General features: G+C 64.5%; 19 protein-coding genes. 10 read left to right on the top strand and 9 right to left on the bottom strand.

The features are described 5' to 3' along the window. Positions 1-57: 57 nt before the first annotated feature. Together B3E94_RS09290 and B3E94_RS09285 are read right to left on the bottom strand one after the other, a co-directional pair. Positions 58-1053, bottom strand: coding sequence for an NAD-dependent epimerase/dehydratase family protein (locus tag B3E94_RS09290; protein ID WP_286913201.1), 996 nt, complete (start codon positions 1051-1053; stop codon positions 58-60). 45 nt (positions 1054-1098) lie between these two features. Further along, a complete protein-coding gene (locus B3E94_RS09285) occupies positions 1099-1989 on the bottom strand; it encodes a LysR family transcriptional regulator ArgP (RefSeq protein ID WP_176511902.1) in 891 nt (296 codons plus the stop codon). Positions 1990-2078: 89 nt separating this feature from the next. Between B3E94_RS09285 and B3E94_RS09280 the strand changes: the two genes are divergently transcribed. The 9 genes from B3E94_RS09280 to B3E94_RS09240 all read left to right on the top strand — a co-directional run bounded on the left by B3E94_RS09280 (position 2079) and on the right by B3E94_RS09240 (position 15516). Next, positions 2079-2678 (top strand): LysE/ArgO family amino acid transporter, encoded by a 600-nt coding sequence (locus tag B3E94_RS09280; protein ID WP_286913199.1) that lies wholly within the window; start codon positions 2079-2081, stop codon positions 2676-2678. 193 nt (positions 2679-2871) lie between these two features. Then, positions 2872-3468, top strand: coding sequence for a superoxide dismutase (locus B3E94_RS09275; RefSeq protein ID WP_054899300.1), 597 nt, complete (start codon positions 2872-2874; stop codon positions 3466-3468). Between the two features lie 257 nt (positions 3469-3725). Beyond that, complete coding sequence (locus B3E94_RS09270; protein WP_286913198.1) at positions 3726-5777, top strand: putative bifunctional diguanylate cyclase/phosphodiesterase; 2052 nt, start codon at positions 3726-3728, stop codon at positions 5775-5777. Positions 5778-5936: 159 nt separating this feature from the next. Next, positions 5937-7274, top strand: a complete 1338-nt coding sequence (locus tag B3E94_RS09265; RefSeq protein WP_286913197.1) for an imelysin family protein — start codon at positions 5937-5939, stop codon at positions 7272-7274. Between the two features lie 202 nt (positions 7275-7476). Then, positions 7477-8904: a di-heme oxidoredictase family protein gene (locus B3E94_RS09260; protein ID WP_286913196.1), complete on the top strand. Its 1428-nt coding sequence runs from the start codon at positions 7477-7479 to the stop codon at positions 8902-8904. Between the two features lie 19 nt (positions 8905-8923). Then, the gene (locus tag B3E94_RS09255; RefSeq protein WP_176512437.1) at positions 8924-9988 is read left to right on the top strand and encodes an imelysin family protein; all 1065 of its coding nucleotides are present in this window, start codon (positions 8924-8926) and stop codon (positions 9986-9988) included. A gap of 2 nt (positions 9989-9990) precedes the next feature. After that, on the top strand, positions 9991-11088 hold the full coding sequence (locus B3E94_RS09250; protein WP_286913195.1) for a DUF1513 domain-containing protein: 1098 nt from the start codon (positions 9991-9993) through the stop codon (positions 11086-11088). Between the two features lie 221 nt (positions 11089-11309). Continuing rightward, positions 11310-12458 (top strand): efflux RND transporter periplasmic adaptor subunit, encoded by a 1149-nt coding sequence (locus B3E94_RS09245; protein WP_236235231.1) that lies wholly within the window; start codon positions 11310-11312, stop codon positions 12456-12458. Positions 12459-12471: 13 nt separating this feature from the next. Further along, on the top strand, positions 12472-15516 hold the full coding sequence (locus tag B3E94_RS09240; RefSeq protein WP_286913193.1) for a multidrug efflux RND transporter permease subunit: 3045 nt from the start codon (positions 12472-12474) through the stop codon (positions 15514-15516). A 137-nt stretch (positions 15517-15653) separates the two neighbouring features. Here B3E94_RS09240 and B3E94_RS09235 read toward each other — a convergent pair whose 3' ends face one another. The 5 genes from B3E94_RS09235 to colR all read right to left on the bottom strand — a co-directional run bounded on the left by B3E94_RS09235 (position 15654) and on the right by colR (position 19357). Beyond that, on the bottom strand, positions 15654-15884 hold the full coding sequence (locus B3E94_RS09235; protein WP_286913192.1) for a hypothetical protein: 231 nt from the start codon (positions 15882-15884) through the stop codon (positions 15654-15656). Beyond that, positions 15881-16582 carry a lipopolysaccharide kinase InaA family protein gene (locus B3E94_RS09230; RefSeq protein ID WP_176512428.1) on the bottom strand — a complete coding sequence of 234 codons (702 nt, stop codon included), beginning with the start codon at positions 16580-16582 and terminating at the stop codon, positions 15881-15883. The genes B3E94_RS09235 and B3E94_RS09230 overlap by 4 nt, the downstream gene beginning before the upstream one ends. A 6-nt stretch (positions 16583-16588) precedes the next feature. Beyond that, complete coding sequence (locus B3E94_RS09225; protein ID WP_286913191.1) at positions 16589-17269, bottom strand: class I SAM-dependent methyltransferase; 681 nt, start codon at positions 17267-17269, stop codon at positions 16589-16591. Positions 17270-17379: 110 nt separating this feature from the next. Next, positions 17380-18684: a sensor histidine kinase gene (locus B3E94_RS09220; protein WP_176512425.1), complete on the bottom strand. Its 1305-nt coding sequence runs from the start codon at positions 18682-18684 to the stop codon at positions 17380-17382. Then, on the bottom strand, positions 18674-19357 hold the full coding sequence (gene colR / locus B3E94_RS09215; protein WP_003255215.1) for a two-component system response regulator ColR: 684 nt from the start codon (positions 19355-19357) through the stop codon (positions 18674-18676). The genes B3E94_RS09220 and colR overlap by 11 nt, the downstream gene beginning before the upstream one ends. Positions 19358-19537: 180 nt before the next feature. Between colR and B3E94_RS09210 the strand changes: the two genes are divergently transcribed. Beyond that, positions 19538-20266 carry a phosphatase PAP2 family protein gene (locus B3E94_RS09210; protein ID WP_286913190.1) on the top strand — a complete coding sequence of 243 codons (729 nt, stop codon included), beginning with the start codon at positions 19538-19540 and terminating at the stop codon, positions 20264-20266. Between the two features lie 76 nt (positions 20267-20342). On the opposite strand, the gene groL is transcribed toward B3E94_RS09210, so the two are convergent. Both groL and B3E94_RS09200 read right to left on the bottom strand, forming a co-directional pair. Next, positions 20343-21983: a chaperonin GroEL gene (gene groL / locus B3E94_RS09205; RefSeq protein ID WP_286913188.1), complete on the bottom strand. Its 1641-nt coding sequence runs from the start codon at positions 21981-21983 to the stop codon at positions 20343-20345. A gap of 48 nt (positions 21984-22031) precedes the next feature. Next, positions 22032-22225: co-chaperone GroES (locus tag B3E94_RS09200; RefSeq protein WP_286913186.1), on the bottom strand; the 194-nt coding region annotated here is incomplete at its 5' end.

The raw sequence follows: 22225 nt of genomic DNA, 5'->3' as shown, positions 1-22225 counted from the left end.
GGCATGAGTATAAACCGCTCGCGCGGCGCTCAGATGACCATCATCAACCGGCCAGGTTCACTGGCCGAGCGGCTGGTGCTTCCACCAGGCGCAGAATTCATCCAGCGCCGTCCACAGGCTGACCTTGGGCTGGTAGTCCAGGTACTGGCGGGCACGGCTGATGTCCAGGGTGAAATCGCGGCTCATCACCTGCATCCCCAGGCGCGACAGGGTTGGCTGCGGGCGCCCGGGCCAGAGCATGCAGGCGCCCTCGTTCAGCGCCGCCAGGCTGTAGGCCAGGCCGTAGGAGCGGTAACGGGTCACCTGGGGCAGGTGCATCTGGCGCATCACGTAGTTCACCACATCCCACAGCGGCAACGGGTGGCCGTTGCTGATGTTGTAGGCCTGGCCCAGGGCGCGGTCCTCGGCGAACAGGGCACTGAGCAACGCGTCGTTGAGGTTGTGCACGCTGGTGAAGTCGACCTTGTTCAGGCCGTTGCCGATGATCGAGACACGGCCCTTGCGCTGCATCTGCATCAAGCGCGGGAAGATGCTCGCATCGCCCGCCCCGGTGACGAAGCGCGGGCGCAGCGCCAGCACTTCCAGGCCGAATTCCTGGGCACCGAAGACCTTCTGCTCGGCCAGGTGCTTGGTCAGCGCATAGTGGTCGTGGAAGCGGCGCGGCACCTGGTCTTCGCGAATATCCAGGCGCGAGCGGCCGTTGAAATAGATCGACGGCGACGACAGGTGCACCAGGCGCCGCACATGCTCCTTCAGGCACCCCTCGACGACGTTTTCGGTGACCACCACATTGCCCTGGTGGAAGTCCTGGTAGCGCCCCCAGCTGCCCACCGCGCCCGCGCAGTGCACCACCGCCTCGACGCCCTGGCACAGGCGCCGGGCCAGTTCGGCATCGCCCAGGTCGCCGGGGATGAACTGCGCGCCGCGCTTGACCAGGTGCTCGACCCCCTCGGCGCGACGGCCGCTGACCCGCACGTCCAGGCCCTGCTCCAGGGCAAAGCGCGCAAAGCGCCCGCCAATGAAGCCGCTCGCGCCGGTGACCAGAATTCGCATGTATGACTCCGCCTTGATTTCAGATGCAACAGACGCCGACCGCGGCTACAAGGGCACCAGCCAATGCCGTGCCGTGTGCCGCAGGTGCTCGGTCAGTTGCGCGAGCAGTTGCCCGCCGTTGCGCCAATGATGCCAGTACAACGGCACGTCGATGGGAGTATCGGCGCAGATTTCCACCAGTTGCCCGTTCGCCAGCTGCTCGCGGGCCTGCAACTCGGGCACCAGGCCCCAGCCCAGGCCCGCCTCGGTCATGCGCAGGAAGCCTTCGGACGAGGGGCACAGGTGGTGCAAGAAACCGTCCTGTATCCCCAGCGACGCCAGGTAACGGTGCTGCAGGAAATCGTCCGGGCCATAGACGATGGCCGGTGTACGCGCCAGGCGCTGCACCTCGAAGCCCCTGGGGAAGTAGCGCGCCATGAACCCTGGGCTTGCCAGCGCCCGATAGCGCATGGCCCCAAGCGGCAAGCTGCGTGCCCCGGCCACCGGCCGCTCGCTGCCGCACAGGCAGGCCGCCACATCGCCCGCGCGCATGCGCTTGAGGCCGACCTCCTGGTCTTCCACCACCAGGTCGGTCAACAAATGATGCTCGGCGCAGAACACGCCCACCGCACCGGCCCACCAGGTGGCCAGGCTGTCGGCGTTGAGGGCGATGCGCAGGCGCTCGGGCATGCCCTCCTCGTCCAGGGCCGGCACCTGGCGCTGCAGGTCGCGCTCCAGCAGGCGCACCTGCTGCACATGGTTGAGCAGCTGGCGGCCCACCTCGGTCGGGCTCGGCGGCGCGGCGCGCACCAGCACCGGTTGGCCGACCCGCGCTTCGAGCAGTTTGATGCGCTGCGAGATGGCCGATTGCGACAGCCCCAGCACCTGCGCGGCGCGCTCGAAACCGCCTTGCTCGATCACCGCCGCGAGGGCGGCGAGCAGCTTGTAGTCGAACATCGATTTTCCTAATGACGGATCAGCGTTATTTGTTTTTCTTATACAGCGCCGATCCGCACAATGGCCACATCTTCTTTGGAGTACCTGCCATGTGGCAAAGCTATTTGAACGGCATGTTGGTGGCCTTTGGCCTGATCATGGCCATCGGCGCGCAGAACGCCTTCGTCCTCGCCCAGAGCCTGCGGCGTGAACACCACCTGCCGGTGGCCTTGCTGTGCATCGTCTGCGATGCCCTGCTGGTGGCGGCCGGGGTATTCGGCCTGGCCACGGTGCTGGCGCACAACCCGACGCTGCTGGCCATCGCCCGCTGGGGCGGCGCGGTGTTCCTGATCTGGTACGGCGCCAAGGCGCTGCGCAGCGCCTGCTCCAAACAGAGCCTGCAGCACCAGCAAGGCCAGGGCGTGCGCTCGCGCCGCGCGGTGCTGCTCAGCGCCTTGGCGGTGACCCTGCTCAACCCCCACGTGTACCTGGACACGGTGCTGCTGATCGGCTCGCTCGGCGCCCAGCAGACCGTGCCTGGCGCCTACGTGGCCGGTGCCGCCAGTGCCTCGGCGCTGTGGTTCACCACCCTGGCGGTAGGTGCTGCGTGGCTGGCGCCATGGCTGGCCCGCCCGGCCACCTGGCGCATGCTCGACCTGATGGTGGCAGTGATGATGTTCGCCGTGGCGGCGCAGCTGATCTTCACCTGAGCTGCCACCCGTCGGCGTTCGCCAAGCGCTCTGGAACCTCTATTCCCTATCTTTGTTGCGTGGTTATGCGCCGGGGCTGGTGCTATGATCCAGCCCTTGCGTCGCAAAGAGTACAAACTCGCCGACGCACCTAGGGCCGCCCGTGATCGGCCTTGCGCAAACCGCGAACTAGACCTGAATCAGGAGATCCACCATGGCTTTTGAATTGCCGCCGCTGCCATACGCCCACGATGCTCTGCAGCCGCACATCTCCAAGGAAACCCTGGAGTATCACCACGACAAGCACCACAACACCTATGTCGTGAACCTGAACAACCTGGTCCCAGGCACCGAATTCGAAGGCAAGACCCTGGAAGAGATCGTCAAGACCTCTTCGGGCGGCATCTTCAACAACGCCGCTCAAGTCTGGAACCACACCTTCTACTGGAACTGCCTGGCGCCAAACGCCGGTGGCCAGCCGACCGGTGCCCTGGCTGACGCCATCAACGCTGCGTTCGGTTCCTTCGACAAGTTCAAGGAAGAGTTCACCAAGACTTCGGTTGGCACCTTCGGTTCCGGCTGGGGCTGGCTGGTGAAGAAAGCCGACGGTTCCCTGGCCCTGGCCAGCACCATCGGCGCCGGCTGCCCGCTGACCAGCGGCGACACCCCGCTGCTGACCTGCGACGTCTGGGAACACGCCTACTACATCGACTACCGCAACCTGCGTCCCAAGTACGTCGAGGCGTTCTGGAACCTGGTCAACTGGAAGTTCGTTGCCGAGCAGTTCGAAGGCAAAACCTTCAAGGCCTGATGCGTTCAGCCTTGATCGAAAAACCCGGCCTAGCGCCGGGTTTTTTTATGGCTTGGAAGTTGGCAGCGGCAGTTTGCCCAGCGCTCTTGCTCCCCCCGCATAGCACGCTAACATCAAACGTCTGGACATTCGCCACGGCGTTCTCAAGTTGCACGGTCAGGCAACCGATACACTGCTCAGGAGAGCCGCGCGGCCGATAGTGTATTGCCGACGTTGATGGCAAAATGATGCCACTGGCATGGATTAAGGAAACCCCATTGAAGCTGGAATTGCGCAACAGCTTGTCGGTCAAGTTGCTCAGGGTCGTGCTCCTTTCGGCGCTGGCGGTCGGTGTCGTGCTCAGTTGCGCGCAGATCGTCTACGACACCTACAAGACCCGCCAGGCCGTCAACAATGACGCCCAGCGCATCCTCGACATGTTCCGCGACCCCTCCACCCAGGCGGTGTACAGCCTCGACCGGGAAATGGGCATGCAGGTGATGGAAGGCCTGTTCCAGGACGAATCGGTACGCCAGGCCTCCATCGGCCACCCCAACGAAACCATGCTCGCGGAAAAATCACGCCCGCTGCAGGACATGTCCATGCGCTGGCTGACCGACCTGATCCTCGGCCAGGAACGCACCTACACCATCCAGCTGGTCGGCCGCGGCCCCTACAGCGAGTACTACGGCGACCTGAGCATCACCCTCGACACCGCCGCCTACGGTGAAGACTTCCTGGTCAACGCCATCATCATCTTCATCTCCGGCGTGCTGCGCGCCCTGGCCATGGGCCTGGTGCTGTACCTGGTGTACCACTGGCTGCTGACCAAACCGCTGTCCAAGATCATCGAGCACCTTACCCAGATCAACCCCGACCGCCCCAGCCAGCACCAGATCCCGCTGCTCAAGGGCCACGAGAAGAACGAGCTGGGTATCTGGGTCAATACCGCCAACCAGCTGCTGGCCTCGATCGAACGCAACACCCACCTGCGCCACGAGGCCGAGAACAGCCTGCAGCGCATGGCCCAGTACGACTTCCTCACCGGCCTGCCCAACCGCCAGCAACTGCAGGAGCAGCTCGACAAGATCCTCGCCGACGCCGGCCGCCTGCAGCACCGCGTGGCCGTGCTGTGCGTTGGCCTGGACGACTTCAAGGGCATCAACGAGCAGTTCAGCTACCAGGTGGGCGACCAGTTGCTGCTGGCCCTGGCCGACCGCCTGCGGGCCCACAGCGGCCGGCTGGGCGCCCTGGCACGGCTGGGCGGCGACCAGTTCGCGCTGGTGCAGGCCAACATCGAACAGCCCTACGAAGCGGCGGAGCTGGCGCAGAGCATCCTCGACGACCTCGAGGCGCCGTTCGGCCTCGACCACCAGCAGATCCGCCTGCGCGCCACCATCGGCATCACCCTGTTCCCCGAAGATGGCGACAGCACCGAGAAGCTGCTGCAAAAGGCCGAGCAGACCATGACCCTGGCCAAGGCGCGCTCGCGCAACCGCTACCAGTTCTACATCGCCAGCGTCGACAGCGAAATGCGCCGGCGTCGCGAGCTGGAAAAGGACCTGCGCGAGGCCTTGCCGCGCAACCAGCTGTACCTCGTCTACCAACCGCAGATCAGCTACCGCGACCATCGCGTGGTCGGGGTCGAGGCGCTGCTGCGCTGGCAGCACCCGGAGCTGGGCATGGTCCCGCCCGACCAGTTCATCCCGCTGGCCGAGCAGAACGGCAGCATCATCAGCATCGGCGAATGGGTGCTCGACCAGGCCTGCCGGCAGCTGCGCGAATGGCACGACCTGGGCTTCAGCGAACTGCGCATGGCGGTCAACCTGTCCACCGTGCAACTGCACCACAACGAGCTGCCACGGGTGGTCAACAACCTTTTGCAGGCCTACCGCCTGCCCACCCGCAGCCTGGAGCTGGAAGTGACCGAGACCGGCCTGATGGAAGACATCAGCACCGCCGCCCAGCACCTGTTGAGCCTGCGCCGCTCGGGGGCGATGATCGCCATCGACGACTTCGGCACCGGCTATTCGTCGCTGAGCTACCTCAAATCGCTGCCGCTGGACAAGATCAAGATCGACAAGAGCTTCGTCCAGTACCTGCTCGACGACGATGACGACGCCACCATCGTTCGCGCCATCATCCAGCTGGGCAAGAGCCTGGGCATGCAGGTGATCGCCGAGGGCGTGGAAACCGCCGAGCAGGAAAGCTACATCATCGCCCAGGGTTGCCACGAGGGTCAGGGCTACCACTACAGCAAGCCGCTGTCGGCGCGCGAGCTGACGCATTTTCTCAAGCAGGCGCAGCGCAACCAGGTGTCGGCGCTGTAACCCTGCCCTGCCGCTTACAAGCCATGACGCGCATTTACATGAATTGCGCGTCTGGCCCCTTTACAGCAAATGCAAATCTTTCGCATGATGTTGCGGTTTCGCGTGCCACGGCGCACGGCATAACCCTTGGTCCAACCACACGACGCAGGAAAACCAATAATGATTCGTATGCCTCTGGCTTCCGCCAGTCTGCTGGCCATCGCCATCGCCCTCGCCGGTTGCGGCGAAGGCAAGGATGACAAGGCCGCCGCCCCGCAAGCTCAGGCACCTGCTGCCGCCAGCACCGCCGCCGCGGCGCCTGGGGCTGTCGACGAAGCGGCCGGCAAGGCCGTGGTCAAGCATTACACCGACATGGTCTACGCCGTGTACAGCGACTCGCTGAGCACCGCCAAGACCCTGCAGAGCGCCGTCGACGCCTTCCTCGCCAAGCCCAACGACGACACCCTCAAAGCCGCCAAGGCTGCCTGGGCCGCCGCACGCGTACCGTACCTGCAGAGCGAGGCGTTCCGCTTCGGCAACACCATCATCGACGACTGGGAAGGCCAGGTGAACGCCTGGCCCCTGGACGAAGGCCTGATCGACTACGTCGACCAGAGCTACGAGCACGCCCTGGGCAACCCGGCTGCCAGCGCCAACATCATCGCCAACACCGAGATCCAGGTCGGCGAAGAGAAGGTCGACGTCAAGGACATCACCCCGGAGAAACTGGCCAGCCTCAACGAGCTGGGCGGCTCCGAAGCCAACGTCGCCACCGGCTACCACGCCATCGAATTCCTGCTCTGGGGCCAGGACCTCAACGGCACCGGCCCAGGCGCGGGCAACCGCCCGGCGTCCGACTACCTCGAAGGCCAAGGCGCCACCGGCGGCCACAACGACCGTCGCCGCGCCTACCTGAAGGCGGTGACCGACCTGCTGGTCAAGGACCTCGAAGAGATGGTCGGCAACTGGGCACCGAACGTCGCCGACAACTACCGCGCCACCCTGGAAGCCGAGCCTGTGGCCGACGGCCTGCGCAAGATGCTGTTCGGCATGGGCAGCCTGTCGCTGGGCGAACTGGCCGGCGAGCGCATGAAAGTTTCGCTGGAAGCCAACTCGCCGGAAGACGAGCAGGACTGCTTCAGCGACAACACCCACTACTCGCACTTCTACGACGCCAAGGGCATCCGCAACGTCTACCTGGGCGAGTACACCCGTGTCGACGGCAGCAAGATGACCGGCCCGAGCCTGTCGTCGCTGGTGGCCAAGGCCGATCCTGCAACCGACGCTACCCTGAAGGCCGACCTGGAAAACACCGAGGCGAAGATCCAGGTGATCGTCGACCACGCCCTCAAGGGCGAGCACTACGACCAGCTGATCGCCGCCGACAACGCGGCCGGCAACCAGATCGTGCGCGACGCCATCGCTTCGCTGGTCAAGCAGACCGGTGCCATCGAGCAGGCGGCAGGCAAGCTGGGCATTGCCAACCTGAACCCGGATACCGCCGACCACGAATTCTGATTCGGGCGGTTGTGGTTGTGAAAGAGGCGGCCTTCGGGCCGCCTTTTTTCTGTGCCGGCCCCGCGAAAAGGCCGAAGAAGGCCATGAAAATGCTGGCATTTTCACAACCTTTTCACCCAGGTAATTGCAAATTGCTCTTATTCAAATATCGCCAGCCTGCTAAGCTTGCACGCCGGTTTTTCGTCCACGCCCAGGATTTTGCATGTCCTCGTCGCTGTCCCGACTTTCCCCCTTGCTGCTGACCCTCGCCCTCGCCGCCTGTGACGACGCACCGCGTTTCACCCAGGCCGAGCCCGGCGAAGCGTTGTCCGGTGGCCAGGCGACCGTGCAGCGCAGCGACCGCAATGCCTTTTCCCTGCCCTCGGCCAATCTGTCGCCCGAGCGGCGCCTGGACTTCGCCGTGGGCAACAGTTTCTTTCGCAGCCCTTGGGTGATCGCGCCCTCCACCACCACCGCGCGCGACGGCCTCGGCCCGCTGTTCAACACCAACGCCTGCCAGAACTGCCACGTGCGTGATGGCCGCGGCCACCCGCCAGAACCTGGCGACAGCAACGCGGTGTCGATGCTGGTGCGCCTGTCGATCCCTGACCAGCCGTACCTGGCCAAGGAAATCGAGCGCCTGGGCGTGGTCCCCGAGCCGGTCTACGGCACCCAGCTGCAAGACATGGCCATCCCAGGCGTTGCGCCCGAGGGCAAGGTGCGGGTGACCTACACCACGCGAACCGTGGCCTTCAAGGATGGCCACCCGGTCGAACTGCGCCACCCGACCTTGCAGATCACCCAGCTCGGCTACGGCCCGATGCACCCCGACACCCGTTTCTCGGCCCGCGTGGCGCCGCCGATGATCGGCCTGGGCCTGCTCGAAGCCATCCCCGAAGCCGACATCCTGGCCAACGAAGACCCCGATGACCGCAACCGCGACGGCATTCGTGGCCGCGCCAACCGCGTGTGGGACGACGCCCAGGGCAAGACCGTGGTCGGCCGCTTCGGCTGGAAGGCCGGGCAGCCCAACGTCAACCAGCAGAACGTGCACGCCTTTGCCGGCGACATGGGCCTGACCAGCACCCTGCAACCCAAGGACGACTGCACCCCGGCCCAGGCCGCCTGCCTGGCGGCGCCCAACGGCGACGGAGCAGGTGACGAAAAGGAAGTCAGCGACAACATCCTGCGCCTGGTCACCTTCTACACCCGCAACCTCGGCGTGCCGGCCCGGCGCGATGTGGGTGCGCCGCAGGTGCTGGCGGGCAAGAACCTGTTCTTCCAGGCCGGCTGCCAGGGCTGCCACACCCCGCAGTTCACCACCGCCCGCGATGCCGCCGAGCCCGAGCTGGCCGGGCAGGTGATCCGCCCCTACAGCGACCTGCTGCTGCACGACATGGGCCCGGGCCTGGCCGACGAGCGCACCGAATTCGCCGCCAACGGCCAGGACTGGCGCACGCCACCGCTGTGGGGCATCGGCCTGACCCAGGCGGTCAGTGGCCACACCCAGTATCTGCATGACGGCCGCGCCCGCGACCTGCTCGAAGCCGTGCTCTGGCACGGCGGCGAAGCCCAGGCGGCGCGCGACCATGTATTGACCTTCAATGCCGAGCAGCGCGCCGCGCTGCTGGCGTTCCTGAACTCACTTTAAAACGCGCAAGGAGCCGGGCATGTTCCGACCCAAACTGTTGTTCACCAGCCTCGCCGCACTCGCTCTCGGTGCCTGCTCGCCCCAGGACCCGCAGGCCGTGACTTCCGCCGCCATCGCCAAGCAGGTGATCCTGCCAACCTACAGCCGCTGGGTCGAGGCCGACCGCCAGCTGGCCAGCAGCGCCCTGGCCTACTGCGAAGGCAAGGCCAGCCTGGAAACCGCGCGCGCCGACTTCCTCAACGCCCAGAAAGCCTGGGCCGAGCTGCAGCCCTTGCTGGTCGGCCCGCTGGCCGAAGGCAACCGCGCCTGGCAAGTGCAGTTCTGGCCCGACAAGAAGAACCTGGTCGGCCGCCAGGTCGAGCAGCTGGTCAATGGCGACAAGCCGGTCGACGCCGCCGCCCTGGGCAAGGCCAGCGTGGTCGTGCGCGGCCTCTCGGCCTACGAGTACATCCTCTTCGACAGCAAGCCGGACATCGCCACCGCCGAGCAGAAGGCCCGCTACTGCCCGCTGCTGGTGGCCATCGGTGAGCACCAGAAGGCACTGGCCGAAGACATCCTCAAGAGCTGGAACAGCACCGACGGCATGCTCTCGCAGATGACCAAGTTCCCCAACCAGCGCTACGCCGATTCCCACGAAGCGATCGCCGACTTGCTGCGTGCCCAGGTCACCGCCCTGGACACCCTGAAGAAGAAACTCGGCGCGCCGATGGGCCGCCAGAGCAAGGGCATCCCGCAGCCGCTGCAGGCCGAAGCCTGGCGCAGCCACTCCTCGCTCAAGAGCCTGGAAGCCAGCCTCAAGGCCGCCCAGGCGGTCTGGGTCGGCGTCGACAACCAGGGCCTGCGCGGCCTGCTGGGCAGCGATCAGAAAGCCCTGGCGCAAAAAATCGACGACGCCTACGCTAGCGCCCTCAAGCTGTTGGCCGACAACCAGAAGTCGCTGGGCGAGCTGCTGGCCGACGACGCCGGGCAACAGAGCCTGAACCAGATCTACGACGCGCTGAACACCGTGCACCGCCTGCATGAAGGCGACCTGGCCAAGGCGCTGAACATCCAACTGGGCTTCAATGCCAACGACGGTGACTGACCATGCTGCGACGCCAGGCAATCAAACTCGGTAGCGTATTGCTCAGCGCCCTGACCCTGGGTGGCTGGAGCCTGTTTCGCAACAAAGGCAGCGAACCCCTGCTGCTGTCGGCGCGTGACGATGGCGACGGCAAGCATTACGCGGTCGGGTTCCGCCTGGACGGCAGCCAGGTGTTCAGCACCCAGGTGGCCCAGCGTTGCCATGCCATCATCAACCACCCGAGCCTGCCTATCGCCCTGTTCGTCGCACGCCGCCCCGGTACCGAAAGCTACCTGGTCGACCTGCGTGACGGGCGCCTGCTGCAGACCATCACCTCGCAGCCGAACCGGCACTTCTATGGCCATGCGGTGATCCACAGCGGCGGTGAATGGCTGTACGCCACCGAGAACGACACCACCGACCCTGGCCGGGGCGTATTGGGCGTGTACCGCTTCGAGGGCGAGCGCCTGGTGCACACCGGCGAGATCCCGACCCACGGCATCGGCCCCCACGAAGTGGCCTGGCTGCCCGACGGCGAAACCCTGGTGGTGGCCAATGGTGGCATCCGCACCGAGGCCGAAAGCCGGGTCGAGATGAACCTTGACGCCATGCAGCCAAGCCTGGTGCTGATGCAGCGCGACGGCACCCTGCTGAGCAAGGAAACCCTGGCCCAGCAGATGAACAGCGTGCGCCACCTGGCGGTGGGCAGCGACGGTACCGTGGTGGCCTGCCAGCAGTTCATGGGCGATGCCGACGAAACCGCCGAGCTGCTGGCGATCAAGCGCCCGGGCGAGCCGTTCAAGGCCTTCCCGGTGGCGGAGCGGCAACTGCAGTCGATGGCCCAGTACACCGCCAGCGTGGCCCTGCACAGCGACCTGCGCCTGGTGGCGCTGACCGCACCGCGGGCCAACCGGCTGTTCATCTGGGACTTGGACAGCGGCGCGGTGAAGCTCGATGCACCGATGCCGGACTGCGCCGGCGTGGGCGCGGTGAAGGATGGTTTCGTGGTCACTTCCGGGCAGGGGCGCTGCCGCTTCTATGATTGCCGCAAGGCCGAATTGATCGGGCAACCGATGAACCTGCCTTCCGGGTTCTGGGACAACCACCTGCACCTGGCCTGACCTTCTGGCTGGCTGAACCAGCCCTATCGCCGGCAAGCCGGCTCCCACAGAAGATCGTGGAGTTCACTGTGGGAGCCGGCTTGCCGGCGATAGCGCCCTTACAGCCAATACATCTCCCATCCTGGCAAAAACAGTCAATACTTCCCCCATCCACACGTGGGCAGGATCGCCCGTTGTCGTGCCACCACGAATAACAATCACGTATCCAAGGAACCGGACTTATGCTGCGCCGCCGCATGCTCATCATGTTGGCCGTCGTCGTGCTGATCGTGCTGGCCCTGGGGGGCTACAAGGCATTCTCGATCTACCAGCAGATCCAGATGTTCAGCGCCCCGAGGCCACCCATCACCGTGGCTGCGGCCCTGGCTGAAGAACGCCAGTGGCAGGAACGCCTGCCCGCCGTCGGCAGCCTCAAGGCCCTGCAGGGCGTCGAGCTGAGCCTGGAGGTCGAAGGGATCGTCAAGTCGTTGCACTTCGACTCCGGGCAGAAGGTCAAGGCCGGGCAGTTGCTGCTGCAGCTCAACGACGACCAGGAAAGCGCTTTGCTCGGCACCGCCCAGGCCGACCTGGGCCTGGCCAAGGTCGACTTCGGCAGGGGCAGCCAGCTGGTCGGCGACTCGGCCATCTCACGCGGCGAGTACGACCGCCTCACCGCCCAGTACCGGCGCAACCAGGCCGTGGTCGACCAGCTCAAGGCATCGAAGACCAAGAAGAGCATCAGCGCCCCGTTCAGCGGCACCATCGGCATCCGCCAGGTGGATGTCGGCGACTACCTGGCGGCCGGCGCGGTGATCGCCACCTTGCAGGACCTGTCCAGCCTGTATGTCGATTTCAACGTACCGGAGCAGGCCCTGCCGCAGCTGAGCCTTGGCCAGCAGGTGCAAGTGCAGGTGGCCGCGTATCCGGGCCAGACCTTTGCCGCCAGCCTCAGCGCGATCAACCCCAAGGTCGAGGAAAGCACCCGCAACCTGCTGGTCCGCGCGACCATGGCCAACCCCGACGGCAAGCTGCTGCCGGGCATGTTCGCCAACCTGCTGGTGCTGCTGCCCGACCCGCGCCCGCAAGTGGTGGTGCCGGAAAGCGCCATCACCTACACCCTGTATGGCAACTCGGTGTATGTCGCCACGCCCAAGCAGGACAAGGACGGCAAAGCGCTGCAGGACGACCAGGGCCACGCCCAGCTCATTGCCGAACAACGCACCGTGCAGACCGGCGAGCGCCGCGATGGCGTGGTGGTGGTCAGCAAGGGGCTCAAGGCCGGCGAGCAGGTGGTGACCGCCGGGCAGCTCAAACTCACCCCCGGCGCGGCCATCCGCATCGGCCAGGACAATGCGCTCAAGCCCCAGCAGGGCTCCCCGCGCGCGGACTGACCAGGAGGCAGGCATGGCATTCACCGACCCGTTCATCCGCCGCCCGGTGCTGGCCAGCGTGGTCAGCCTGCTGATCCTGCTGCTGGGCTTCCAGGCCTGGAGCAAGCTGCAGATCCGCCAATACCCGCAGATGGAAAACGCCCTGATCACGGTGACCACCGCCTACCCCGGGGCCAACGCCGAAACCATCCAGGGCTACATTACCCAGCCGCTGCAACAGAGCCTGGCCAGCGCCGAAGGCATCGACTACATGACCTCGGTGAGCCGGCAGAACTTCTCGATCATTTCCATCTATGCGCGGATCGGCGCCGACAGCGACCGGCTGTTCACCGAGCTCTTGGCCAAGGCCAACGAGGTGCGCAACCAGCTGCCGCAAGATTCCGAGGACCCGGTGCTGAGCAAGGAAGCCGCCGACGCCTCGGCGCTGATGTACATCAGCTTCTACAGCAAGGAAATGAGCAACCCGCAGATCACCGACTACCTGTCCCGGGTGATCCAGCCCAAGCTGGCCACCCTGCCCGGCATGGCCGAGGCAGAGATCCTCGGCAACCAGGTGTTCGCCATGCGCATCTGGATCGACCCGGTGAAGCTCGCAGGCTTTGGCCTGTCGGCCACAGACGTGACCAGCGCCGTGCGCCGCTACAACTTCCTTTCCGCAGCCGGTGAGGTGAAAGGCGAGTACGTGGTCACCAGCATCAATGCCAGCACCGAGCTCAAGTCGGCCGAGGCCTTTGCCGCCCTGCCGGTCAAGACCACCGGCGACAGCCGGGTGCTGCTGGGCGATGTGGCACGGGTCGAGATGGGCGCCGAGAACTACGACACGGTCAGCTCGTTCGACGGCATCCCGTCGGTCTATATCGGCATCAAGGCCACCCCTGCCGCCAACCCGCTGGAGGTGATCAAGGAGGTGCGGCGGATCATGCCGGAGCTCCAGAGCCAGCTGCCGTCGGCGCTGAAGGTGTCGATCGCCTACGACGCCACGCTGTTCATCCAGGCCTCGATCGATGAGGTGATCAAGACCCTGGGCGAGGCGGTGCTGATCGTCATCGTGGTGGTGTTCCTGTTCCTTGGCGCGCTGCGCTCGGTGCTGATCCCGGTGGTGACCATTCCGCTGTCGATGATCGGCGTGCTGTTCTTCATGCAGATGATGGGCTATTCGCTGAACCTGCTGACACTGCTGGCGATGGTGCTGGCGATCGGCCTGGTGGTGGACGATGCCATCGTCGTGGTGGAGAACATCCACCGGCACATGGAAGAAGGCAAATCGCCGTTCGACGCCGCCCTTGAAGGCGCCCGGGAAATCGCCATGCCGGTGGTGTCGATGACCATCACCCTGGCGGCGGTGTACGCGCCGATCGGTTTTCTCACCGGGCTCACCGGCGCATTGTTCAAGGAATTCGCCCTGACCCTGGCCGGCGCGGTGGTAATCTCGGGCATCGTTGCCCTGACCTTGTCGCCGATGATGTGCGCCCTGCTGCTACGCCGGGAGCAGAACCCCAGCGGCCTGGCCCACCGCCTCGACCAGCTGTTCGAGCGCCTGAAGGTGCGTTACCAGCGCATCCTCCACGCCACCCTGGACATCCGCCCGGTGGTGCTGGTGTTCGCGGTGATCATCCTGTGCCTGATCCCGCTGCTGCTCAAGTTCACCCAGAACGAACTGGCGCCGAACGAGGACCAGGGGGTGATCTTCATGATGAGCAGCTCACCGCAGCCGGCCAACCTCGACTACCTCAACGCCTACACCGACCAGTTCACGCCGCTGTTCAAGGCCTTCCCCGAGTATTACTCGTCGTTCCAGATCAACGGCTTCAATGGCGTACAAAGCGGTATCGGCGGCTTTTTGCTCAAGCCCTGGAACGAGCGTGACCGCACGCAGATGGAGCTGCTGCCGCAGGTGCAAGCCAAGCTGGAGGAAATTGGCGGGCTGCAGATCTTCGGCTTCAACCTGCCGTCGCTACCCGGTACGGGCGAGGGCCTGCCGTTCCAGTTCGTGATCAACACCGCCGGCGACTACCCGGCCCTGCTGGAAGTGGCCCAGCGGGTCAAGGAGCGTGCCCAGGCCTCGGGCAAGTTCGCCTTCCTCGACATCGACCTGGCCTTCGACAAGCCCGAGGTGGTGGTCGACATCGACCGCGCCAAGGCCGCGCAGATGGGCGTGTCCATGGACACCCTGGGCTCAACCCTGGCGACCTTGCTGGGTGAGGCCGAGATCAACCGCTTCACCCTCGAAGGGCGCAGCTACAAGGTGATTGCCCAGGTCGAGCGGCCCTACCGCGACAGCGCCGGCTGGCTCAACAGCTACTACGTCAAGAACGACCAGGGCCAGTTGCTGGCGCTGTCGACGCTGATCAGCCTCAGCGAGCGCGCCCGCCCGCGCCAGCTCAACCAGTTCCAGCAGCTCAACTCGGCGATCATCCAGGGCGTGCCGATGGTCAGCATCGGCGAAGCGCTGCAGACCGTGACCGATATCGCCCGCGAGGAAGCGCCGGAGGGCTTTTCGTTCGATTACGCCGGGGCCGCGCGCCAATATGTGCAGGAAGGCAGTGCGCTGTGGGTGACCTTCGGCCTGGCGCTGGCGATCATCTTCCTGGTGCTGGCCGCGCAGTTCGAAAGCTTCCGCGACCCGCTGGTGATCCTGGTAACGGTGCCGCTGTCGATTTGCGGGGCGCTGTTGCCGTTGTTCCTGGGCATTTCCAGCATGAACATCTACACCCAGGTGGGGTTGGTGACGCTGATCGGCCTGATCAGCAAGCACGGCATCCTCATCGTCGAGTTCGCCAACCAGTTGCGCGAGGAAAAAGGCCTGGGCGTGCGCGAGGCCATCGAGGAAGCGGCGGCCATTCGCCTGCGGCCGGTGCTGATGACCACCGCGGCGATGGTGTTTGGCATGGTGCCGCTGATTCTGGCGACGGGTGCGGGGGCGGTGAGCCGGTTTGATATCGGTACGGTGATCGCGACCGGGATGTCGATCGGGACCTTGTTCACCTTGTTCGTGTTGCCGTGCATCTACACGCTGTTGGCGCACAAGGCGGTGGCCAGGGAGACTGTCGCCAGCTGATCTGGCCCTATCGCCGGCAAGCCGGCTCCCACACTGGAGGCTCATGCTGAACCTGTGGGAGCCGGCTTGCCGGCGCTAGGGCCACCACCAATACAAAGGCCCCGCAATAGCGGGGCCTCGGTTTGCTCGAGCCAGGCTCAGCCGAACGGCCGCAACCCTTGGTGCAGGCCGAACAGGAACAGCAGCAGGTCCTCGTCCGCACGGGCCTGCGCATGCGCCTGCTTGACGACCCGTGGCACTGCGCACTGGTCCGCCATGTCGGCCTTGCTGAATACCACTGGCCGTGGCTCTTCCCAGGCAGCTACCGCCGCCGTGGTCACAGCCAACCCAGCCACCAGGAATAAAGCTCGAGCGATTTCTAGTTTCATTGCCCTAACCCTTTGACAGCGCTGCCAAACGCCATCTGGTAAAAATAGAGCAGCGATTGCCATTCCGCGTCATTGAGCGACGAATGGCGGCGCAGCTGGCGAAGGTCATTACCCGCCGCGCGCTGACAACTGATGCGCCGGCGGCATTTTTCAAGATCGAGCAAGGCAACCTCGACCCGGGCCTGTTCACCCTCGCCGATCACCTTGATGAACACGTGCTTGCCATATAGGCAACCATGCTGCCAATGCCCCAGGTGCATGCGCGCCAGGTTGTCGGCCAGATCCTTGAGCATGCGCTCGTGCACCACCTGCGGGTAACGTTCGCGGGCGCCTTCGGCGTGCCAGGTGTCGAGTTCGACGAAACCGTCCAGCGCCTCGCTGACCAGCAGCGCACGCCATTGCTTGTCGGCATCACGCTCGGCGCCACAAAAGACGATGCGCGGCACCCGCACGCCCAGCTGTTCGCAGCTGGTCAGCGCATCGAGTTCGCGCAGCACGGTCGGCCGGCCGAACGGGTGCAGCAGGCTGCGGTAGATATGCCCGACCTGACGCTTGGCATACAGCAGCTTGCCATTGCCATCGTCGAGCCGTTGCACGCCACTTTCGCCGCCGCGCCGCTGGTTGGGCTCCTCGACCCATTCGCCCTGCTGGCGCCAGTAATAATCGAACCGTGACTCGTCACGCTGGGCTACAGCCATCAAACACTACCCCTTACGTAATACATAAACCCGCCACATGGCATAGAACGGCAGGAAGTCGAGGCGTTCCTGGATCCTGAAGCCGGCGGCCTTGAATTCTTCTTCAACTGTCTCTGCCGGTAACACAAAATGGTTCTGGTAACTGTCCGGCTCGGCCCTGGCGCTGCGCCGCTGCTCGAGCTTCTTGCGCCGCCAAGCCTTGAAGTTACCATCGACCCACAATGACAGGATTACGCTGTCGCGGCTAACCCTTTGGAATTCCGAAAGAATTGTCTTGCGGTGGGCCGCTTCGCCAATGTGGTGGAACAGCCGCATGCAGAAAATGCTGTCGACCGAGTTGTCGGGCAGGTCGATGGCAAATGCCGATGTCTGCAAAGGCCGTACCCGAGCCACCACTTCCGGCGGTTGAGCGGCACAGGCTGTCTCGATCATCGCCTCGGAGTTGTCGGCGCCGATGATCACCCGGTTCGGCTTTTCGGCCAACAGCGGCCAGAAGCGGCCAGCACCGCAAGGCAGGTCAAGCACCAACCCCGGCTCTCCCGCCAGCGCCAGGGCACGGCGCGCCAGTTGCTCGTCGCGGCTGTGCGACAGGCGACGGGCCAGGCCATCCTGGTGCTTGAGGAAGTACTCCTGAGCATGTTGCTGGTCGTACTTCTCGGAAAATTCGAGTTTGATCGGGCTACGCATTGGGCATCTCCTGGCTCCATTGCGCTTACCTTAAGTAGCCAAGCGTGGGCAACAGGTTATGCCAATGTGAAAAAAATGTTATCGGCCGAGCGAAATGTTTCAGCTCATTTCTAAAGCGCCGTGGGGTCGATTTTCTCCGAACTCTGGCTGAGGTCGACCTGGAAGCGGCAGCCATGGGGCGCCGTCGAAGTCAGCGTGACGCGCCAGCCCTGGTCATCGCAAATACGTTGCACCAACGAAAGGCCCAGGCCCAGGCCCTCGCCACGCCGCTCATCACCGCGCACGAAGGGTTGGAACATGGCTTCGCGCTGCTCCTCGGGGATACCCACACCGCTGTCTTCCACCGTGAAGCCCGTGGGTTGCAGGCTCAGCCGGATGTAGCCGCCGTCGGTGTAGTGCGCGGCGTTGCGCAGCAGGTTACCCATCACCGATTGCAGGAAGGTGGCGTTGTACAACAAGGGGCCGGCACTGACCCGGCCGTCGTAATACAGGGTCAGGCCCTTCTGCTCGATGGTGTCGCGCCAGACGCCGATCAGGTCGTCGGCCACCTCGCGCAGGTTGGCCTGGGACGCCACCGCGCCCTGGTCGCGCTGGGCACGGGCAAGCATCAGGAAGGTCTTGACCAGCTCGCGCATTTCTTCGGTGGCCCGGGCAATGCGCTCTACCTGGCTGCGCGCACGGGTATCCAGGCCTGGGTTTTCCATCAGCAGTTCGCACGAGGTGGCCAGCACCATCAGCGGCGTGCGCAATTCGTGGCTGACGTCGCTGGTGAACAGCCGTTCGCGGGTCAGGGCATCGCGCAGGCGGCCGAGGGTATCGTCGAAAGCCACGGCCAGCTGGCCGACTTCGTCCGCCGCGTAATCCGGCGCCAGCGGCGGCGCCAGGCCGAGCAGCTGGTCGCGGTGACGCACCTGGCGGGCCAGGCGGATGACCGGCGCCATCACCCGACGGGCCAGCAGCCAACCCAGCACCACGGCCAGCACCAGGCTCAGCACGAAGCCCACCACGACCACGGCGAACAGCACCCGCTCGCGTTCTTCGAAATCGCTCTGGTCCTGCAGCAGCACGTAGCGCCGGCCATCCACGATCTCGACCATGGCGTGGTAGGACAGCTGGTCGCGGAACACTTCATGAAAGCCGACATCGAGGTGGCGCAGGTCTTTGGGCAGCTCGAAGTCGTCACGCCCACCGCTGAAGTAGAACAGCTGGTCGGGCCGCGGCCGATGGCTCCAGTCGCTGACGCTGTCCATGCGCAACAGGCGTTGCAGGTCACCGCCCAGCACCGAGGAGATCAAGCGCTCCTCCACCAGGTGCACGGTGGCGACGATGCCGAAGGCGAAGGCCCCTGCCACCAAAGCGCTCATCAGCGCAAAGGCGATGATGATGCGCTGTGCAAGGCTTTGCTTAAACTCCATCGCGACCCTCGGCGAGGCGATAGCCGACGCCATGGACGGTATGCAGCAGCGGTTTTTCGAACGGTTTGTCGATCACCTGGCGCAGCTGGTGCACATGGCTGCGCAGGCTGTCGCTGTCTGGGCAGTCGTCGCCCCACAGGGCTTCTTCCAGCACTTCGCGGCGCAGCACGTGCGGGCTCTTCTGCATCAGCACGGCCAGGAGCTTCAGGCCCACCGGGTTGAGCTTGAGCAGGCGGCCCTGGCGGGTCACCTCGAGGGTGTCGAGGTCGTAGCTCAGGTCGGCGACCTGCAGGGTCCGGCGGCCGCCGCCCTGGGCACGGCGCAGCACCGCTTCGATGCGCGCGGCCAGCTCCGAAAGCGCGAATGGCTTGAGCAGGTAGTCGTCGGCACCGGAGCGGAAGCCCTGCAGGCGGTCGTCGAGCTGGTCGCGGGCGGTGAGCATGATCACCGGGGTGTCGCGACGGGCGTCTTCGCGCAGGCGCTTGCACAGGGTATAGCCATCGATGCCGGGCAGCATGATGTCGAGCACGATCAGGTCGTAGTGCTCGGTGGCGGCCAGGTGCAGGCCGGACAGGCCGTCCTGGGCGCAGTCGACCGTGTAGCCTTTCATGCCCAGGTAATCGGCCAGGTTGGCGAGGATATCGCGGTTGTCTTCAACCAAAAGAATGCGCATCGGGTTCTCCTGTGCGGCGCTTCGCGGGGTGCGCGGCAGGCGCAGCTTAAGGCCATCGCCCGCACTGTGCCACCCCCAAGGCAAATTCAGCGAAGTTGACAGTTTTTTCACTGATCCTTCACGGACACAGGATAGCGGGCACTCGACAATGCCCGGTCTTTTTCGCGTGCTGGAGTCGTCATGCAACCTCCCCTTCGTCCTCGTCCGATCAACTACTGGCTGTACCTTGGTATTCCGTTGGCCACGGCAGTGGCCTTGATCCTGCTCGAACTGACCTCGGTCGACATGGACGTGGCCAACTTGTTCTTCGATCGAACGGCCGGCGAGTTCATCGGCCGCCACAGTTATTTGCTGGAAAACATCCTGCACGATCGCGTCAAGGAAGTGGTGATCCTGCTTGGCCTGCTGTCAGTGGCCGCGTTCGCTTCGAGCTTCTACTGGAAACGCCTGTACGGCTGGCGCCGCGAGCTGGGTTGCCTGGTGCTGGCGCTGGGCCTGTCCACCGCGTTTGTCACGCCGCTGAAAAAGGTTACCCAGGTGCAGTGCCCGTGGAGCCTGACCCAGTTCGGCGGCAAGGAAACCTACAGCAAGCTGCTGGAACCGCGCCCAGCCACCAACAAGCCTGGCATGTGCTGGCCAGGTGGGCATGCGGCAACCGGCTTCTGCCTGTTCGGGCTGTTCTTCATGTTGCGTGACCGCCGGCCGCGCCTGGCACGGGTGGCGTTCGTCGTGGCCCTGGTGGCCGGTTCGGTGCTGTCGGTCAGCAGGATGATGCAGGGCGCGCACTTTCTTTCGCACAACATCTGGACGGCGGTGTTCTGCTGGCTGATCGGTTTGGGGTCGTACTACCTGATTCTCTACCGACGCAGCGTGGTGCAAGTACCTGTAGCCGAGCGCAGTGTGGCCTGAGCCTTATCTGCAGCAACGAAAAAGCCCCGGCTCTTGCGAGCCGGGGCTTTTTCTTGGTGCAGGGGGTAAGGCTGGCTTACATCATGCCGCCCATGCCACCCATGCCGCCCATGTCTGGCATGCCGCCAGCTGGCTTGTCTTCCGGCAGGTCAGCAACCATGGCTTCGGTGGTGATCATCAGACCGCCGATCGAAGCAGCTGCTTGCAGGGCCGAACGGGTGACCTTGGCTGGGTCGAGGATACCCATCTGGATCATGTCGCCGTATTCGCCGGTAGCAGCGTTGTAGCCGTAGTTGCCCGAACCCTGCTTGACCTTGTCGGCCACAACGCTTGGCTCGTCGCCGGCGTTGGCAGTGATCTGGCGCAGCGGCGCTTCAACGGCACGACGCAGCAGAGCGATACCGACGTTCTGGTCTTCGTTGTCGCCCTTGAGGTCGACAATGGCAGCCAGGGCGCGAACCAGGGCAACACCACCGCCAGGCACCACGCCTTCTTCGACGGCTGCACGGGTAGCGTGCAGGGCGTCTTCGACGCGGGCTTTCTTCTCTTTCATTTCAACTTCGGTGCCAGCACCGACCTTGATCACGGCAACACCGCCAGCCAGCTTGGCCAGACGCTCTTGCAGCTTCTCGCGGTCGTAGTCCGAGGTTGTGTCTTCGACCTGGGCACGGATCTGCTTGACGCGTGCTTCGATGTCGCTCACGGAGCCAGCGCCGTCGATGATGGTGGTGTTTTCCTTGGACAGGATCACGCGCTTGGCGTTACCCAGGTGCTCCAGGGTGGTGGTTTCCAGGGACAGGCCGATTTCTTCGGAGATCAGCACGCCACCGGTCAGGGCAGCGATGTCCTGCAGCATGGCCTTGCGGCGGTCGCCGAAGCCAGGAGCCTTGACCGCGGCAACCTTGACGATGCCACGCATGTTGTTGACCACCAGGGTAGCCAGCGCTTCGCCTTCGACGTCCTCGGCAACGATCAGCAGCGGACGGCCGGCCTTGGCAACGGCTTCCAGCACTGGCAGCAGTTCGCGGATGTTCGAGATCTTCTTGTCGACCAGCAGCAGCAGCGGGCCTTCGAGCTCGGCAACCATGGTGTCCGGCTTGTTCACGAAGTAAGGCGACAGGTAGCCACGGTCGAACTGCATGCCTTCAACGACCGACAGTTCGTTTTCCAGGCCCGAGCCTTCTTCAACGGTGATCACGCCTTCTTTACCGACTTTTTCCATGGCTTCGGCGATGATTTCACCGATGGAGTTGTCGGAGTTGGCGGAGATGGTGCCAACCTGAGCGATGGCCTTGGAGTCGGCGCATGGCTTGGACAGGTTCTTCAGCTCGGCGACGACGGCAGCAGTGGCCTTGTCGATGCCGCGCTTGAGGTCCATCGGGTTCATGCCGGCAGCGACGGCTTTCAGGCCTTCGTTGACGATGGCCTGAGCCAGGACGGTAGCGGTGGTGGTGCCGTCACCGGCAGCGTCGTTGGCCTTGGAAGCGACTTCCTTGACCAGCTGGGCGCCCATGTTCTCGAAGGCGTCTTTGAGCTCGATCTCTTTGGCGACGGAAACGCCGTCCTTGGTGATGGTCGGCGCGCCGAAGCTCTTGGCCAGAACCACGTTACGGCCTTTCGGGCCCAGGGTCGCCTTTACCGCGTCAGCCAGAACGTTGACACCAACCAGCATTTTCTTACGGGCGGAATCGCCGAATTTTACGTCTTTAGCAGCCATGATCGTTTAATCCTTGAATTGCTTTGGAGTAACGGGAAGTCGGAGAAATCAGCCTTCGATAACGGCGAGGATTTCGTTCTCGGCCATGACCAGCAGGTCTTCGCCATCGACTTTCACGGTGTTGCTGCCCGAGTAAGGGCCGAAAACCACTTTGTCACCCACTTTGACGGCCAGCGCACGTACTTCGCCGTTGTCCAGGATGCGACCGGTGCCGACGGCGACGACTTCGCCGCGGTTTGGTT

Source organism: Pseudomonas sp. UBA6315, from assembly GCF_002438125.1.
GTDB lineage: Bacteria > Pseudomonadota > Gammaproteobacteria > Pseudomonadales > Pseudomonadaceae > Aquipseudomonas > Aquipseudomonas faucium.
Note: the sequence above shows the minus strand (reverse complement) of the source record. Positions and strands in the feature narration are given on the sequence as shown.